We start from the raw sequence: 16,989 nt of genomic DNA, 5'->3' as shown, positions 1-16,989 counted from the left end.
GCGGCCCGATGTTCCGCGCCCGCTTCGACCTGCTGACCACTGCCGACGACGGTGCCAAGCGCCTCGTGCGGCGCCTGCCGGGCTTCCGCTTCTGGAAGGGCCTGCTGCAGCCGCGCACCGCGTTCGTCGGCACGACCGTCTCGGAATACGCATTGCTGGCCGCGGGCACGGATCCCGTGCGCCTGGCCGCGCAACTGAAGGCCGAGCACGGCGGCCAGCAGCCGTTCCTGATCGTCAAGGACCTGCCGCAGGACTCGCCGCTGCTGAGCGCTGAGGAAAACGACTACGCGGCGGCGCTGGCCCAGGCCTGCCAGGCCGAGGGCTTCGTGCTGGTGGAAGGCCAGGCGCTGGCCTACGTACCCGTGGATTTCACCAGCCTGGACGCTTATCTGGAAAGGGTGTCCTATTCGCGGCGCAAGAACATCCGCCGCAAGCTGCGCTCGCGCGCGGGGCTGGACATCGAGCGGGTCATGGCGGGCGATGCCCGGTTCACGCGCCCCGAAATGCTGCGCGAGTTCTATGCGCTGTACCGCAACGTCTACGACCAGAGCGAGATGCATTTCGACCTGCTGACGGAAGACTTCTTCCAGCGGGTCCTGCAGGATGGCGACAGCGGCGGGATCATTTTCGTGTACCGGCGCGAAGGCCGGATGATCGGCTACAACATCTGCTTCGAGTGCGACGGCAACCTGGTCGACAAGTACATCGGGTTCAGGTATCCCGAGGCGCGGGACAACAACCTGTATTTCGTCAGCTGGATGGTCAACCTCGAATACGCGCTGGAACGCGGCTTGCGCCATTACATCGCCGGCTGGACCGATCCCGAGGTGAAATCCTACCTGGGGGCGTCGTTCACCTTCACCCGGCACGCCGTCTACATCCGCAATCCCCTGCTGCGGGCCGTGCTCAAGCGCTTCGCCGGGCGTTTCGAGGGCGACCGTACGTGGAGCGAGGGCGACAAGTCATGAATGCGGCTCCGCTGGTGCTCGATTTCGACGATGCCTGCGGCCACGTGGCCGGCGCCACGGTGCTGCCGCTGCAGTCCTGGCAGGAGTCCGTGCGCTTCGGGTGCTCGCTGGCCACGTTCCGCGCCCTGCGGCGCGAGCTGGACGGCGCGATGCCCGCGCAGCATGGCACGGTGCTGATGGGCAGCGGCGATTTCCACCACCTGAGCTGGCCCCTGATCGAGCGCATGCGCGCGCGAGGGCCGTTCCGCGTGGTGGTGTTCGACAACCATCCGGACAACATGCGCTATCTGTTCGGCATCCACTGCGGGTCGTGGGTGCGCAGGGTGGCCGCGCTGCCCTTCGTGTCGCACGTCCATGTGATCGGCATCACGTCGGGCGACGTGGGCTGGTCGCACAGCTGGGAAAACTATCTGCGTCCGCTGGCGGGCGGCAAGCTCAGCTACTGGTGCATGAACGTGGATGCCGGCTGGGCCCGGCTGCTGGGCCTGGGCGGCGCCGTGCGCAGCTTCGACGGCCCGCAGGCGCTGATGGATGCGGTGCTGCCCGTCCTGGCGGCCTCGTCCGAGCCGACCTATGTCTCGATCGACAAGGACGTATTCCACCCCGAGGTGGCGCGCACCAACTGGGACCAGGGCATCCTGCGCGAGGAGCACGTGGCCCGGGCGCTCGAGGCGCTGTCGGGTCGCGTGATCGGCAGCGACATCACGGGCGAGGTCTCGCACTACGAGTACCGCGCCTGGTGGAAGCGGTGGCTGAGCGCCGCCGACGGCCAGGAGGCGCCATCGGCGGAACTCCTGGCGCAATGGCAGGCCCAGCAGCACGCGCTCAATGCGCGATTGATTGGCCTGCTGGCTGCCGCATCGCCGCATTGATCGCGCAATCCGCGGCGATGCGCTGCTCGATGTGGGCCAGCGCTTCCTCCACCTGATCCACCAGGATCAGGCACAGATCGCCCGCCCCGAGTTCGTCCATGGCCGTGTCGATGGCCAGGAACTCCCCGCGGATCTCGCGTACGTCCTGCGCGCGGGTCGCGCCCGCCAGGCCCTCGCGCAGCAGGGCCAGCACTTCGCCATCCTCGCGGCCGCGCTGGCACTGGTCTTCGTACAGCACGACCTGGTCGAAGGCGGTGCCCAGGATTTCGGTCTGTCGCCGGATGTCCACGTCGCGGCGGTCGCCGGCGCCGCTGATCACCACCGAACGCCGCTTGGCGGGCATGCGCTCGATCGCGCGCACCAGCGCCTGGATGGCGTCCGGGTTGTGGCCGTAGTCGGCGAAGATCGTGGCACCGCGGAACTCGAAGCGATTGAAACGGCCGGGCGCGGTCTGGGCGTCGTTCACGAAGCTGGCCAGGCCGCGGCGGATGACCTGCCAGTCCAGGCCCAGCGCCCAGGCGGCGGCGATGGCCGCCATGGCGTTCTCGACCTGGAAGTCGATCGCGCCGTCGTAGGTCAGCGGGATGTCGGCCAGCGCGATGCGCTGTTCCTCGGCGCCGCGCGCCGCGACGATGGCTTGCCCGTCGCGATAGACCACGCGCTGGTTCTTGGCGCGCTGGGTGGTGATCAGCGTGTGCTGGCGGTCGCTGGAGAAGAAGATCACCGAACCGGGGCAGCTGTCGGCCATGTTGGCGACGTTGGGGTCGGTGGCGTTGAGCACGGCGGTGCCGGTGGGCGCCACGTTCTCGACGATTACCCGCTTGACCACCGCGAGGTCCTCGACCGTGCTGATGAAGTTCAGGCCCAGGTGGTCGCCCATGCCGATGTTGGTCACCACCGCCACGTCGCAGCGATCGAAGCCCAGTCCCTCGCGCAGGATGCCGCCGCGCGCCGTCTCGAACACGGCCGCGTCGACGTCGGGGTGCAGCAGCACGTTGCGGGCGCTGCGCGGCCCGCTGCAGTCGCCCACGTCGATGCGCTGCTGGCCGATGTAGACGCCGTCCGAATTGGTCATGCCGACCAGATGGCCGTTGACGCCCTGCAGATGGGCGATCAGGCGCACGGTCGTGGTCTTGCCGTTGGTGCCGGCCACCGCGACCAGGGGGATGCGGCCGTCGTCCTCGGGCGCGAACATGTCGGCGATGACGGCCTCGCCCACGGCGCGCGGCTTGCCGTAGGACGGGGCGAGATGCATGCGCAGGCCCGGAGCGGCATTGACTTCCACGATGGCCCCGCCCTGGCTTTCCAGCGGCTTGATCACGGTGCCGGCCACGACGTCCACACCGCAGATGTCCAGGCCCACCGTGCGCGCCGCCGCGATGGCGTGGGCGGCGAACTCGGGGTGGACTTCGTCGGTGACGTCGGTGGCCGTGCCGCCCGTGCTCAGGTTGGCGTTGTTGCGCAGGATGACCAGCGCGCCCTTGGGCGGGATCGAGTCGGGGGTGTAGCCCGCCTTGGCCAGCGTCGCGATGGCGATGTCGTCCAGGCGGATCTTGGTCAGGCTGGTGGCGTGGCCCTCGCCGCGGCGGGGGTCCTTGTTCACTTCTTCCACCAGTTCGCGGATGGTGTGCACCGCGTTGCCGAACACCTGCGGCGGATCCCGCCGCGAGGCCGCGACCAGGTTGTTGCCCACCACCAGCAGGCGGAAATCGTGGCCGGGAATGTAGCGTTCGACCAGGACCGCCGAACCGTACTTTTCGGCCACGGCATAGGCCGCCAGGACCTGCTCGCGCGTCGAGATGTTGACCGCGACGCCCTTGCCCTGGTTGCCGTCGCGTGGCTTGACGACCACGGGGGCGCCTATCTCCTGCGCCGCCGCCCAGGCGTCCTCGGCATCCTCGACGGGGCGGCCCTCGGGCACCGGGACGCCGGCGGCATGCAGCAGCGTCTTGGTCAGTTCCTTGTCCTGGGCGATCGATTCGGCGATGGCGCTGCTGCGGTCCATTTCGGCAGCCTGGATGCGCCGCTGCTTCTTGCCCCAGCCGAACTGGATCAGGCTGCCCTGGGTCAGGCGGCGGTACGGGATGCCGCGCTGGACCGCCGCCTGCACGATGGCGCCGGTGCTGGGACCGATGCGGACGTCCTCGTCCAGGTCGCGCAGCTTGGCCAGCGCGGCCTCCAGGTCGAAGGGCGTGTCCTGTTCGGCGGCCTGGCACAGTTCGAGCGCGAATTTCAGGGCCAGCCTGCCGACTTCTTCCTCGGTGTACTCGACCACGACCTGGTAGATGCCCGCGTCCAGCGTGGGGACGGTGCGCACGAAGGTGACCGGGCAGCCGGCCTGCGATTGCAGCCCCAGCGTGGCGAGCCCGAGCGCGCGTGCCATGGACACGGAGCGTTCCTGTCCCGCCGGCTGCAACAGGCCGATGGCGGGAAAGCGGGCGCGCAGGCGCGCCTCGAAGCCGGGGATGCCGGCGATGGCGCGCTCGGCTTCGGTGCACGAGACGATCGCCTCGAGCGCGGTGCGCCGGCTCCACAGGTTGGGGCCGCGCAGCGCGCGGATACGTGAGACTTCCATGATGTTCTTCCTGTGCGTTTCCCAGGCTTTCAGGCCGCGGCGGCCGCGGGGGCCGGCATGCCGTAGGTTTCGATCCCGGCGCGGATGCAGTCCCGCGGCAGGTCCAGCGCCCAGCCCGCGGCAACGGCGGCCAGGACGCTTTCGATCGGCAGGCCCGGCTGTCCGGCCAGGCAGGGCACGGAGGCAAGCGGGGCCAGGAGGGTTTCGTCCGCGCCGTGGGCGAGCACGATGGAGCCGGCGCGTACGAAGACCGCGCGCTTGCCGGCGGCCAGGTGCTCGGCGATGCGGGGCAGCTTGCCGTCGCGCGCGAAGAACATCACCTCGCCGTCGCACAGCCGGGCCATGTCGGCCACCAGTTCGTCGGCGGCGTTCAGCACGGCGCAGCCGGTGGGCAGCACGACGTCGACCTGGGTGCGCAGCACGTTGAAGATCTGCTGCGGCTCGACGATGGACAGGTCCGGATGCGTCTGCGCGGGGTCCAGGTTGGTCACCACGCCGACCTGGCAGCGGTCGTAGGCCAGGCCTTGCGTCAGGATGGCGCGCGCGCCGTTCTCGATCGCGGCCGCTTCCATCAGGGGGTTCATCAGCGCGCGCTGCACGGCGCTCCAGCCGGCGGGGGCGCGGTCGACCTGGCGGTGGTCGAAGTACAGGCCCTGGCTGGACGCCGTGGCCACGCGGCGGCCCGACAGCCGCAGGAATTGCCCGACCAGGTGCACCACGCCGGTCATGCCGTGGCTGCCGGACACGCCCACCAGAGGGATGCGGCCTTCGGCGCCGTTGGGAAACAGGTGGTCGACGATGGCGCGGCCCACGGGACGGGGCTTGCCCTCGGCCGGCTTCAGGTGCATCAGCAGGCCGGGGCCGGCGTTGACCTCGACGATGGCGCCGCCCTGTTCCTCGAGCGGCCGCGAGATGTCCTCGGCCACCAGGTCCACGCCGGCGATGTCCAGGCCGACGATGCGCGCCGCCAGCCGCACGTGCGCCGCGACCGAGGGGTGGACTTCGTCGGTCACGTCGAAGGCGACGTTGCCGTTGCGCTGGATCAGGACTTCCTTGCCGGCGGGCGGGACGGAGTCGCCGTCATAGCCCTGGCGTTCGAGTTCGATGCGCGCGGCGGAGTCCAGCGCGACCAGGTTCAGCGGATGCTCTTCGGTGTTGCCGCGGCGCGGGTCCGAGTTGAGCTGGCTGCCGATCAGCTGCTGGATCGTGGAGCGGCCGTCGCCGATCACCGAGGCCGTCTTGCCGCGCGCCGCGGCCACCATGCGGTCGCCCACCACCAGCAGGCGATGTTCGTTGCCGGGCACGCAGCGCTCGACGATCACGCCGCTGCCTTCGCCGCTGGCCACGTCGAATGCGGTCTCGATGGCTTCGCGCGTGCGCAGGTCCAGGAACACGCCCCGGCCGTGGTTGCCGTCGCTGGGCTTGACCACCACCGGCAGGCCGATTTCCTGCGCGGCTTCCCACGCGTCGTCCTTGCTGTCCACGGCGCGTCCCTCGGGCACGGGGACGCCGCAGGCCTGCAGCAGGCTCTTGGTCAGGTCCTTGTCGCAGGCGATGCCTTCGGCCACGGCGCTGGTGCGGTCGGTCTCGGCGGTCCAGATGCGGTGCTGGGCGGCGCCGTAGCCGAACTGCACCAGGTTGCCCTGGTTGAGGCGGATATAGGGAATGCGGCGGTCCTCGGCGGCCTGCACGATGCTGGCGGTGCTGGGGCCCAGCCAGTGTTCGTTGACGAGGTCGCGCAGGGCCTCGATGGCCGCCGGCACGTCGTAGGGGCGGTCCTCGATCGCGGCCATGACCAGATCGCGCGCCGTGTGGAGCGCGGCGCGCGTGACTTCTTCCTGGTAGGCGCTGACGATGACGCGGTAGACCCCGCGGGTGGACGTCTCGCGCGCCTTGCCGAAGCCGCCCGGCAGTCCGGCCAGGTTCTGCAGCTCCAGCGTGACGTGTTCCAGGATGTGGCCCGGCCAGGTGCCTTCGCGCACGCGGCGCAGGAAGCCGCCGCGTTCGTCGTAGCTGCAACGGTGCTCGATCAGCGTCGGCAGCCAGGCCTCCAGCCGCTCGTAGAAGCCCGGGATCAGGTTGGACGGAAAGTCCTCGAGCTCCCCGATGTCCACCCAGGCCTCGAGGACGGGCGGATAAGTCCACATGCTGGGTCCGCGCAGGGACAGCACATCGAGGAATTCAATGTGTTTGCGTTTCATGACGAAAATGGGTCTGGAGCGGGGCGCGCGGCGCGGAACGGAAAACCGGGGCGTGCAGGCGGCGCGGACAGGCTGAGAAGTTGGGACGAGGGTCCGGGTGGAACGATGCGAGCTGGGTGTACGCTCTCGGGGCGTACTCGAGTCAATCCGATGACAATCGTAGATGAGCGGAAATGTATTGCCCCCTTGCCTGGCAGGCAAGATGGAATACACGGTTTAGGGAATCCCCTAGATGCGACGCTACAACGCATCGGTTTCTCGAACAACGGAAGTTGGTGGGAACTATAATACTTACGTGAGGCTGACATATTTTCATGAATTATAAATAGTTACAAATACTATGTTGCTTATTTGGGGCACTGCCCGCCGATGACTGCCGCGTCTTATCCGTTGTCCTCCCTGCCCGATGCCTGGCGTGGCCAGGCCGCCCCGCCGCTGGCCGACGGCGAAACCGTCTGCGCCTGGCTGGAGCTGGATCTCGATACCGAACTGCGCTATGCCCGGGGCGCGCTGGTGCTGACCGAGACCCGGCTGCTGGCGGCCTCGGCCGATGCGCCGGGATGGCGCGACTGGCCACTGCGCGAGGGGATGCGGCTGGCGCTGTCGGACCACGCGGGCGTGGTCGCGGTCGAGCTGGTGGATGCGCAGGCCCGGCTGGCGCTCTGGCGCACGACCATGGCGCACCACGCCGGTGCCGTCCGGCTGGCCGACCAGTTCGACCGCCAGCTGGCCGCGCTGGCGCGGGGCGGCGTGGCGGCCCGGCTGGCCCCGGCCTGCCCGCGCTGCCATGCGCCGCTGCCGGAAGGCGAGCAGGGCTGCCCGGCCTGCGAGGCGGAGGCACCGGTCGAGAACCGGGGCTGGGCCCTGCTGCGGCTGCGCCGTTTCGCCCGGCCCTATCGCGGCCGGCTGCTCCTGGGCTTCATCCTGACTGTCCTGTCCACCGCCGCGACGCTGGTTCCGCCCTACCTGACCATGCCCCTGATGGACGACGTGCTGATCCCGTTCCAGAACGGCAAGCCCATCGACTACGAGCTGGCCGCGCTGTACCTGTCCGGGCTGCTGGGCGCGGCGCTGGTGGCCTGGGTGCTGGGCTGGTCGCGCACCTACATCCTGGCGTGGGTCAGCGAGCGCATCGGCGCCGACCTGCGCACCAGCGCCTATGAACACCTGCAGCAACTGTCGCTGGAATACTTCGGCGGCAAGCGCACGGGCGATCTCATGGCGCGCATCGGCAACGAGACCGACCGCATCTGCGTCTTCCTGTCGCTGCACCTGCTGGACTTCGCCACCGACGTGCTGATGATCCTGATGACCGCCGGCATCCTGGTCTCCATCGATCCCTGGCTGGCGCTGGTCACGCTGCTGCCGCTGCCCTTCATCGCCTGGCTGATCCACCTGGTGCGCGACAAGCTGCGCCACGGGTTCGAGAAGGTGGACCGCAACTGGGCCGAGATCACCAACGTGCTGGCCGACACCATCCCGGGCATCCGGGTGGTCAAGGCCTTCGCCCAGGAAAAGCGCGAAGTGGCGCGCTTTCGCGAGGCCAACAACCACAACCTCGCGGTCAACGACAAGGTCAACACCACGTGGTCGATGTTCTCGCCCACGGTCATCCTGCTGACCGAGGTCGGCCTGCTGGTGGTCTGGATATTCGGCATCTGGCAGATCGCCAACCACCATATCTCGGTGGGTGTGCTGGCGGCGTTCCTGGCCTACATCAGCCGCTTCTACCTGCGGCTGGACTCCATGAGCCGCATCGTCTCGGTCACGCAGAAGGCGGCGGCGGGCGCCAAGCGCATCTTCGACATCCTGGACCGCGTCTCCAGCGTGCCCGAACCGGCCCATCCGGTGCCCATCGGCCGGGTGGAGGGGAGCATCCAGATCCGCGAGGCGACCTTCCGCTACGGCACGCGCGCCGTGCTGCGCGGCATAGACCTGGACATCCGGCCGGGCGAGATGATTGGCCTGGTGGGGCACAGCGGCTCGGGCAAGAGCACGCTGGTCAACCTGATCTGCCGTTTCTACGACGTCGCGCAGGGATCGATCAAGGTGGACGGCGTCGACATCCGCGCGTTGTCCATTCCCGAGTACCGGCGCAACATCGGCGTGGTGCTGCAGGAGCCCTTCCTGTTCTTCGGGACGGTGGCCGAGAACATCGCCTACGGCAAGCCCGACGCGACCCGCGAGGAGATCGTGGCCGCCGCGCGCGCGGCCCACGCGCACGAGTTCATCCTGCGCCTGCCGCACGGCTATGATTCGCTGGTTGGCGAACGCGGCCAGGCCCTGTCGGGAGGCGAGCGCCAGCGCATCTCCATCGCCCGCGCGCTGCTGATCGATCCGCGCATCCTGATCCTGGACGAGGCCACGTCGTCGGTCGACACCTCGACCGAACAGGAGATCCAGAAGGCGCTGGACAACCTGGTGCAGGGGCGCACCACCATCGCCGTGGCCCACCGGCTCAGCACCTTGCGGCGGGCCGACCGGCTGGTGGTGCTGGACCGTGGCCGCATCGTCGAGCAGGGCCGCCACGAGGACCTGATCGCCAAGGGCGGCGCCTACTACCGCCTGCACCAGGCACAGACCCGCCAGCTCGATCCTCCCGGCAGCGACAGCGACAACACCTGGGACGGCGACGACGAGGAACAAGCATGAGCCAGGCCTTTCCCTATACGCTGAGCCGCAACGCCTACGGCCGGCTGATCTGCACCCCCGCCGATGGCGGCGCGGCCGAGGAAGTGACGCCCGTGCGCGCCTTTCCCATCGATACCGAGTCCGAGGACATCTCGCTGGTCGGCCCGGGCGGGCACGAGGTCGCCTGGATCCCGCGCCTGGCGGACCTGCCGTCCGCGGCGCGGGATCTGGTGCGGGAAGAGCTCGGGCACCGCGAATTCATGCCCGAGATCCAGCGCATCGTGCAGGTGGCGAGCTACGTCACGCCCACGACCTGGACCGTCCGCACCAACCGCGGCGAAGCCCGGCTGTGGCTCAAGAGCGAACAGGACATCCGGCGCATCTCCCAGTCCAAGCTCCTGATCTCGGACGGCCACGGCATTCATTTCCTGATCCGCGACCTGGAGCGCCTGGACCGGGCCAGCCGCCGTATCCTGGACCGCTTTCTTTGACGCGCCGAAGCGCCGCGACGCTCAGGGCGAGGGGAGCGAGGCGGCAAGCGAGGCGCAAATCACCTCGAATCGTTCGTCGTCCAGCCAGCGGCTGTTGGTGATCGACAGCGTCCGCGCCGCGAAGTCGCGGGCGTGGGGCACCGGCGCATCGGCGACGATGGGGCGCAGGTAATCGTAGTCGGGCAGGGTGTGCACGAACAAGGGGCCCACGCCCAGTCCCGCGCCCCATAGCCGGTCCAGCGCGAGCCGCCGGGATTGCGCATCGGGCAGCAGCAGCATGAAGAACGGCCAGACGCCGTCGCCGCCCGCGGTGTCCTGCATCACTCGTACGCCGGGCAGGCCTTGCAGCCGCTCCAGGCGCCGCCGGGCGCGCGCCCGGGCATCGTCCAGGAACGCCGGCAGGCGGCGGGCCGCTCGCGCGCCCACGCCGCGGCGCCAGCGGCCGACCCGGTGGATGGGGATGTCGAGGGGGAAATCGTCGCCGGCGGCTCGTACGGGATCGCCGGCCCGCAAGGCCGCGCGCTGCGGGTTGCCGTAGGCCAGGCGCATGCCGCGTGGCCCGTACAGCAGCGCGTAGGCCAGGAGTTCCAGGCTGCGGCGCGCCTCCCATCCCGGGCGGCGGCCGACGGTGCGCGCGCTGGTGGCGCGCAGCTCGTCGCGCAGCGCGGGATCGCGCGCCAGCAGCAGGCCGCCCTCGTAGATGCTCAGGCCCTTGCCCGCGGCCAGGCTGAAGAAGCCGATGTCGCCGTCCAGGCCCACGCTGCGTCCGTTGCGGCGGGCGCCCAGCGCCTGCGCCGCGTCCTCGATGACGGCCGCGCCGCAGCGGGCGGCGCAGCGCAGCGCGGCATCGGTGTCGGCCACGCGTCCGGCCAGGTGGGTGACCACGATGGCCAGCGTATCGCCGTCGCAGGCCGCCTCGAGCGCGTCCGGGTCGAGATCGAAATGGCCGGGGGCGAGGTCGCACAGCTTCAGCCGCAGCCCGCAGTGGTGGACTGCCAGCGCGACCAGCGGGCAGGTGTAGGCGGGCAGGACGACGGTCTTGCGCGAGCTGCGCCGGGCCAGCGTCAACAGCGAGACGACCAGGCTGGAGGTGCCGGAGCATTCCAGCTGCAAGGCGTCGACGCCCAGCCAGGCTGCCAGGCTGGTCTCCAGGTCCGCGGGACCGCCCGGCAACAGGTCGCTCCACCGCAGCGGCAGGCCCGCCGTGGGGGGGATGTCGCGCCCGTGGGCGCCGGCCGCGAGCCTAGGCGTCGGCACGGCCGGACTCCGGGTGGAGGCGCCGCGATTCGCTGGCCTCGCCGAAGGCCAGGCAGACGATGCCGCCGATGATCAGCAGCGCGCCCAGCATCTGGTTGGTGGTGATGTGTTCGTCGAACAGCCAGACCGACACCAGCATGACCGTCACGACTTCGAGGTGGGAGGCGGCGAAGGCGGGCCCGATGGGCGCGCGCTTGAGCAGCGACATCCAGGTGAAGAAGGCGCCGATGTAGCCGACGAAGGCGCCGTAGATCCACGGCTGGCCGAATACCCGCAGCAGCCAGTCCAGGTCGGCGGCCAGCGGCATCGCATGGTTGGCGGCGTACTTGAAGCTGATCTGCGCCAGCGTGTCGAAGGCCATCAGCAGGCCGAAGCCGATCAGGTAGAAGCGGCGCATCACGGTATCCCCACGACCGCCACGCCGGCGGCGATCAGCGCGATGCCGGCCACCCGCAGCGGCGTCAGGTGTTCGTTGAACAGGAAGCGGCCGGCGATCATGATGGCGACGATGTTGATCGAGCCCAGCAGCACGCCCTCGGACAGCGGCACCAGCGACAGGAAGGCCAGCCAGACGACGAACTCCAGGATATAGCAGGCGATGCCTATCCAGATCCAGGGGCGGCGCGCCAGCTCGCGCCAGTAGCGCAGGCCGCTGCCCTCGGCCGGCGTGGTGGCGGCCGCCTTGAAGGCGAGCTGGCCGCCGGTATCGACCAGCACGTTCAGCGTCCACAGCAGGGCGACGAGCGGAGTCATCGCGCCGCCGCCCGCGGCGTGGCGCCTTCGCGCTGCGCGGCGATTTCCGAGAAGAACTCGGCCGACTCGCGGATGACCTCGCGGCGCTCGCGATCCACCGTGATCATATGGTAGCTGTCGTGCAGCAGCACCAGCTTGGCCGGGCCGCCGACGCGCTCCATCACCAGCTGCGCGTTGCCGACGCTGGCCATGTCGTCCTCGGCGGCGTGCATGACCAGGCAGGGCGCGCGCACCTGGTGCAGCTGGCGGCGTACCGTGGCCGACAGGTCGATGAGTTCGGCCAGCGAGGGCCAGGGGTTCCCGGGCAGCCCCGCGTCCGCGCTGTCGCCGCCCAGCATGCTGGACGATACCGCGGCGCGCAGCCGTTCGTCCTTCAGGCCGTAGGGGGGCTCTTCGTCGAAGACCTTGTCCTGGAACAGGTTGAAGCGCTTGAACCAGGGCAGCAGGAACGACAGGCGCGAGTACCAGGGAATGTTCCAGCCGTCGTAGCGGAAGGTGGCGCCGTAGACGCCGACGCCGGCGATGTCGTCGGGCCGGTCGGCCGCCGCCTTCAGCGCCAGCACCGCGCCCATCGACAGGCCGGCGACGAAGCAGTGGTCGACATCGCGGCGCAGGCGGTCCACGCCCTCCAGCACGCTGGCGTACCAGTCCTTCCAGCCGGTGCGGATGAGATCGTCGACGTCGCCGCAGTGGCCCGCCAACTGCATGCCGTAGACCGTGAAGCCGGCCCGGTGCAGGCCCTTGCCCACGGTGCGCATTTCGTTGGGAGTGCCGGTCAGGCCATGGATGAGCAGCACGCCCGCGCGGCCGCCTTCGAAATAGAAATCCGCGGATTTGATCATGAGGTGAAGAATGGGGCCGCGCGGGGCTCAGGCGGTGCTGGCTGCCGCCGGCGCGGCGGTGAAGCCGCGCGGAGGTTGCGCGATGGCTTGCAACTGGCCTTTCAGGATGAAGTCGAGCGCATTGCGGGCCTCGTCGAAGCCGGCAATGGGAATGTGCACCAGGCCATGGTCGCGGCAGTAGTCGATCAGGCGGTGCTTGGCCAGCACGAAGTCGACCGTGCCGGACACGCAGAAGTCCGAGGCGCCGTCGCCCACGTACAGGATTTTCTCGTGGAGACCGCGCACGCCCGACCCGTAGGAGCACTTGCAGGTACCGCTGGCCTTGCGGCAGGCGGCATCGGCGTAGGGGAAGGTCAGCCGCCAGTCGCGCGGGCCGGCCTGTTCGAAGCGGTTAGCCACCACGGGCAGGTCCGCCAGTCCGTGGCGGTCCATGATGGCGGTGATCACGCCGGCCAGCCCGTCGCTGACGATGTGCACCGGCGTGCCGAGGCTGCGCGCCTGGGCCACGAACCCCGGGAAGGCCGGATCGATCTCGATGCTCGCCACCAGGTCGTCCAGCTCTTCCTTGCTGGCGTCCAGCAGCGCGATCTGCTTGGCCATGCATTCGCGCGAGCCGATCTCTCCCCGTTCCCACGCGGCTTCCAGTTCCTGCCATCCCGGCCGGCCGAAGTGTTCAAGCAGGGTATCGGTGACATCCTGCTTGGAAATGGTGCCGTCGAAGTCGCACAACACGATCCACTCGGAGCCGGGGCGTTCGTCGACGGTGTACTGACTGAGCAACATGGCAAGCCTTTAGGGAAGGAAACGGACCAGCACGCGCTGGCCGACACGCAGCTTTTCGGGGTTTTCGATCGACAGCAGGCTTTCGACGCCGCGGCGGCTGATCCGCTCCTGGGGATCGTCGCTGGGAGACATGACCTGGAACACGCTGCCTATGCGTTCCAGGCGGGCAGGGATCGGGGTGCCGCCGGGGGCGGATTCTTCCACGATCTCGGCCTGCATGCCGGGTTTCAGCGCCCCGACGTAGGCTTCGTTCACCTCGGCCCGGACGATCAGGCGCCGCTTGGGCAGCACCCGCAGCATTTCCGTCTGGGCGGTGACCGCGTTGCCGACCTGCACCTCCAGGCCCACGACCTCGCCGTCCACGGGCGAGCGGACCTGCTGGCGCTCCAGCGTCCATTGCGCAGCACGCAATTTCTGGCGCGCGACGTCCACCGTCGCCTGGGCCGCCAGGACCTCGGCCTCGGCCTGCGCCACGGCGCTGCGCGCGTCGTCGGCGGCCTGCCCGTCGATGGCCCCGCCGGCCGCGGCTTCGGCCAGCCGCTGGGCGCGCTGCTTCAGCCCCGGCAGGCGGCTGCGCAGTACGCGTTCCTGGGCTTGCGCCTGGCGCAGTTCGGCGTCGGCCGCATCGACGGCCAGCTGGGCCGCCGAAGGATTGAATTCGATCAGCGCCTGGCCCTTCCTGACCTGGTCGCCGTCGCGCACCGCCACGCGTGCGACGGTGCCGTCCACGGCCGCGCCCACGCGCACCAGGCCGCCTTCGACGTCGACGCGCCCGCGCGCGACGGCGGCGTAGGGCGGCTGGTCGGCCGCCGGGGCTTCGGCCTGCTGTTGGCGGGAACACGCGGCCAGCACCAGGCTGCCGGTCAGCGCGGCCACGATTCCAAGGCGAAAAGAGGTGAAAAGCTTAGGCACGAGCTGGGAAATTCCTAGGTTTCGGCGACCAGCGCATCGGTGCGCCTGTCGTCCAGGATGCGTCCATCCTCCATGGTCAGGACGCGGTCGGCATGGCTGATCAGGCGCGGATCGTGGCTGACGCACAGCACCGTGGCGCCGTGGCGCTTGGCGATGCGGTGCAGGATGTCGATGACTTTCATGCCGTTGCCGGCGTCCAGCGCACTGGTGGGCTCGTCCGCAAAGAGCAGTTCGGGTTCCTTGGCGAGCGCACGGGCGATGGCCACGCGCTGCTGTTCGCCGCCCGACAGGCCCGAGGGCCGCTGGCGCGCTCGTCCGCTCATGCCCACTTCCTCGAGGGCGGCCCAGGCCTGTTCTTCGGCCCGCGACCTGGACAGGCCCACGTAGCGCAGGGGCAGGACGACCTGTTCGACAGCCGTCAGCGCGGGAAACAGGTTGAAGCCCTGGAATACGAAGCCGGTATGCATCAGCCGGAAACGTTCAAGCTCTTGCAGCTGCAACAGGCCAAGATCCTGGCCCAGGGCGCGCACCATGCCGGCATCCGGACGTAGCATGCCGCTGAGTATGGCCAGCAGGGTGCTCTTGCCGCAGCCCGATGGTCCGGAAATCAAAGTCAGTTCGCCGGGCATGATGCTAACCGACAAATCTCGCAAAATGCGCTCGCGAACATTACCGGATAGAAAGGATTTGCTGAGAGACTCGGCGACGAGACTCGGTGTGCTCCCAGGGGGATTCCCCGATGTGCGGCCTGTGGCCTGGGGCTCGGTCGCCCGCATGGCAAGGTCTCCAACTGGCTGAAAAAACAAAACCCGGCAAGGCCGGGATTGTAACGCTTGGTACGATAACCCAAGACTTGCGACGGTGGGAAGCCTTGGCACGCTCCGTTCTGGGGCGGATTGTTGCATGCGCGCCGCATAAGCGAAGGGGCACGGCATGGCCGCGCCCCTGCCGGGATCAGTCCTCCAGGCGGTTGTCCTTGGTTTCCTTGATGAACAGGGTGCCGATGACCAGGCTCATCACGGCGACGATGATGGGATACCACAACCCGTTATAGATATTGCCGGTGGCCGCCACGATGGCGAAGGCGGTGGTGGGCAGGAAGCCGCCGAACCAGCCGTTGCCGATGTGGTAGGGCAGGCTCATCGAGGTGTAGCGGATGCGGGTGGGGAACATTTCCACCAGCATGGCCGCGATCGGGCCGTAGACCATGGTGACCAGGATCACCAGCAGCGTCAGCAGCAGTACCAGCATGGGCTTGTTGACCTGGGCCGGGTCGGCCTTGGCGGGGTAGCCGTGGTTGCGGATTTCCGACGTCAGCCGGGCCTTGAGCTCGTCGCCGCGGGTCTTGAGCTCGGCCGCCGGCAGGCCCGCGCCTTCGAAGGACTCGATGACGGTGTCGCCCACCTTGACCTTGGCCACGGACCCGGCCGGGGCCGCCTCGTTGCTGTAGTTGACCGAGTTCGAGGCCAGGAAGGACTTGACCTGGTCGCAGGAGCTGACGAACTTGGCGGTGCCCACGGGGTTGAACTGGAACGAGCAGGTCTTGGGATCGGCCACGACGACCACCGGCGCCTTGGCCTGCGCCGCCTCCAGCGCCGGATTGGCGTAGTGCGTGATGGCCTTGAACAGCGGGAAGTAGGCGATGGCGGCGATCAGGCAGCCGGCCATGATGATGGGCTTGCGGCCTATCCTGTCCGACAGCGAGCCGAAGACCAGGAAGAAGGGCGTGCCGATCAGCAGGGCCAGAGCGATCAGGATGTTGGCCGTGGTGGCGTCCACCTTCAGGGTCTGGGTCAGGAAGAACAGCGAATAGAACTGCCCCGTGTACCAGACCACGGCCTGGCCGGCGGTCAGGCCCAGCAGCGCCAGCAGGACGACCTTCAGGTTGCTCCACTGGCCGAAGGACTCGGTCAGCGGCGCCTTCGATCCCTTGCCCTCGGCCTTCATGCGCTGGAAGGTGGGCGACTCGTTCAGCTTGAGCCGGATCCAGACCGAGATGGCCAGCAGGAAGATGGAGACCAGGAACGGGATGCGCCATCCCCAGGAAGCGAAGGCTTCCTCGCCGGTGGCGTTGCGCACGCCCAGGATCACCAGCAGCGACAGGAACAGGCCCAGGGTGGCCGTGGTCTGGATCCAGGCGGTGTAGGCGCCGCGCTTGCCCTGCGGCGCATGCTCGGCCACGTAGGTGGCCGCGCCGCCGTACTCGCCGCCCAGCGCCAGGCCTTGCGCCAGCCGCAGGATGATGAGGATGACGGGTGCCGCGATGCCGATGGAGGCGTAGGAGGGCAGTATCCCGACGATGAAGGTCGACAGGCCCATGATCAGGATGGTGATCAGGAAGGTGTACTTGCGTCCGACCAGGTCTCCCAGCCGGCCGAACACCAGGGCCCCGAACGGCCGGACCGCGAAGCCTGCCGCGAACGCCAGCAGCGCGAAGATGAAGGCCGCCGTGTCGTTGACCCCCGAGAAGAACTGCTTGGCGATGATGGCGGCCAGGGAGCCGTAAAGATAGAAGTCGTACCACTCGAATACCGTGCCTAGCGACGAGGCGAAGATCACGCGCCGCTCTTCCTTGGTCATGGGGCGCGCGGCCGGAGTCGGCGCCCCTGAACTGCTGACGGTGGTGCTCATGAAGGAATGTCTCCTGGGTGGGCCTGCTGTAAAGGAGTAATAGTTGGAACGGCAGACTGGCCCTCAGCCACGG

Annotated in this window: 13 protein-coding genes and 1 pseudogene; 4 read left to right on the top strand and 10 right to left on the bottom strand. The window is 68.9% G+C overall.

The window, feature by feature from the left end:
• Nucleotides 1–8: 8 nt before the first annotated feature.
• On the top strand, nucleotides 9–968 hold the full coding sequence (locus tag N5K27_RS24610) for a GNAT family N-acetyltransferase (protein ID WP_279819815.1): 960 nt from the start codon (nucleotides 9–11) through the stop codon (nucleotides 966–968).
• On the top strand, nucleotides 965–1,840 hold the full coding sequence (locus N5K27_RS24605; protein WP_087837330.1) for an arginase family protein: 876 nt from the start codon (nucleotides 965–967) through the stop codon (nucleotides 1,838–1,840). The genes N5K27_RS24610 and N5K27_RS24605 overlap by 4 nt, the downstream gene beginning before the upstream one ends.
• On the opposite strand, the gene cphA (N5K27_RS24600) is transcribed toward N5K27_RS24605, so the two are convergent.
• Both cphA (N5K27_RS24600) and cphA (N5K27_RS24595) read right to left on the bottom strand, forming a co-directional pair.
• On the bottom strand, nucleotides 1,794–4,415 hold the full coding sequence (cphA, locus tag N5K27_RS24600; RefSeq protein ID WP_279819812.1) for a cyanophycin synthetase: 2,622 nt from the start codon (nucleotides 4,413–4,415) through the stop codon (nucleotides 1,794–1,796). The genes N5K27_RS24605 and cphA (N5K27_RS24600) overlap by 47 nt on opposite strands.
• A gap of 56 nt (nucleotides 4,416–4,471) precedes the next feature.
• Nucleotides 4,472–6,616, bottom strand: a pseudogene (gene cphA, locus N5K27_RS24595) (cyanophycin synthetase); the annotation flags it as partial.
• Nucleotides 6,617–6,985: 369 nt separating this feature from the next.
• Between cphA (N5K27_RS24595) and N5K27_RS24590 the strand changes: the two are divergent.
• A complete protein-coding gene (locus N5K27_RS24590; RefSeq protein WP_279819809.1) occupies nucleotides 6,986–9,268 on the top strand; it encodes an ABC transporter ATP-binding protein in 2,283 nt (760 codons plus the stop codon).
• Nucleotides 9,265–9,738: a DUF1854 domain-containing protein gene (locus N5K27_RS24585; protein ID WP_279819806.1), complete on the top strand. Its 474-nt coding sequence runs from the start codon at nucleotides 9,265–9,267 to the stop codon at nucleotides 9,736–9,738. Before N5K27_RS24590 ends, N5K27_RS24585 begins: the two co-directional genes overlap by 4 nt.
• A 21-nt stretch (nucleotides 9,739–9,759) precedes the next feature.
• On the opposite strand, the gene N5K27_RS24580 is transcribed toward N5K27_RS24585, so the two are convergent.
• From N5K27_RS24580 to N5K27_RS24545, 8 genes are all read right to left on the bottom strand, one after another.
• Entirely contained in the window at nucleotides 9,760–10,995 is a 1,236-nt protein-coding gene (locus N5K27_RS24580) for a DegT/DnrJ/EryC1/StrS family aminotransferase (protein ID WP_132979432.1), read from the bottom strand.
• A complete protein-coding gene (locus N5K27_RS24575) occupies nucleotides 10,982–11,392 on the bottom strand; it encodes an EamA family transporter (RefSeq protein WP_087837324.1) in 411 nt (136 codons plus the stop codon). Before N5K27_RS24575 ends, N5K27_RS24580 begins: the two co-directional genes overlap by 14 nt.
• Entirely contained in the window at nucleotides 11,392–11,748 is a 357-nt protein-coding gene (locus tag N5K27_RS24570) for an EamA family transporter (protein WP_087837323.1), read from the bottom strand. Before N5K27_RS24570 ends, N5K27_RS24575 begins: the two co-directional genes overlap by 1 nt.
• On the bottom strand, nucleotides 11,745–12,590 hold the full coding sequence (locus tag N5K27_RS24565; protein ID WP_087837322.1) for an alpha/beta fold hydrolase: 846 nt from the start codon (nucleotides 12,588–12,590) through the stop codon (nucleotides 11,745–11,747). The genes N5K27_RS24570 and N5K27_RS24565 overlap by 4 nt, the downstream gene beginning before the upstream one ends.
• 27 nt (nucleotides 12,591–12,617) lie before the next feature.
• The gene (locus N5K27_RS24560; protein WP_087837321.1) at nucleotides 12,618–13,373 is read right to left on the bottom strand and encodes an MtnX-like HAD-IB family phosphatase; all 756 of its coding nucleotides are present in this window, start codon (nucleotides 13,371–13,373) and stop codon (nucleotides 12,618–12,620) included.
• Nucleotides 13,374–13,382: 9 nt separating this feature from the next.
• Complete coding sequence (locus tag N5K27_RS24555; protein WP_165963098.1) at nucleotides 13,383–14,285, bottom strand: efflux RND transporter periplasmic adaptor subunit; 903 nt, start codon at nucleotides 14,283–14,285, stop codon at nucleotides 13,383–13,385.
• A gap of 14 nt (nucleotides 14,286–14,299) precedes the next feature.
• Entirely contained in the window at nucleotides 14,300–15,061 is a 762-nt protein-coding gene (locus N5K27_RS24550; RefSeq protein ID WP_087837319.1) for an ABC transporter ATP-binding protein, read from the bottom strand.
• 178 nt (nucleotides 15,062–15,239) lie between these two features.
• On the bottom strand, nucleotides 15,240–16,865 hold the full coding sequence (locus tag N5K27_RS24545; protein WP_165963107.1) for an MFS transporter: 1,626 nt from the start codon (nucleotides 16,863–16,865) through the stop codon (nucleotides 15,240–15,242).
• Nucleotides 16,866–16,989 lie beyond the last annotated feature (124 nt).

Source organism: Pigmentiphaga sp. GD03639 (assembly GCF_029845405.1).
GTDB classification, from domain to species: Bacteria; Pseudomonadota; Gammaproteobacteria; order Burkholderiales; family Burkholderiaceae_B; genus Pigmentiphaga; species Pigmentiphaga daeguensis.
The sequence above is the reverse complement of the archived record's forward strand: the minus strand, read 5'-3'. Positions and strand labels throughout refer to the sequence as shown.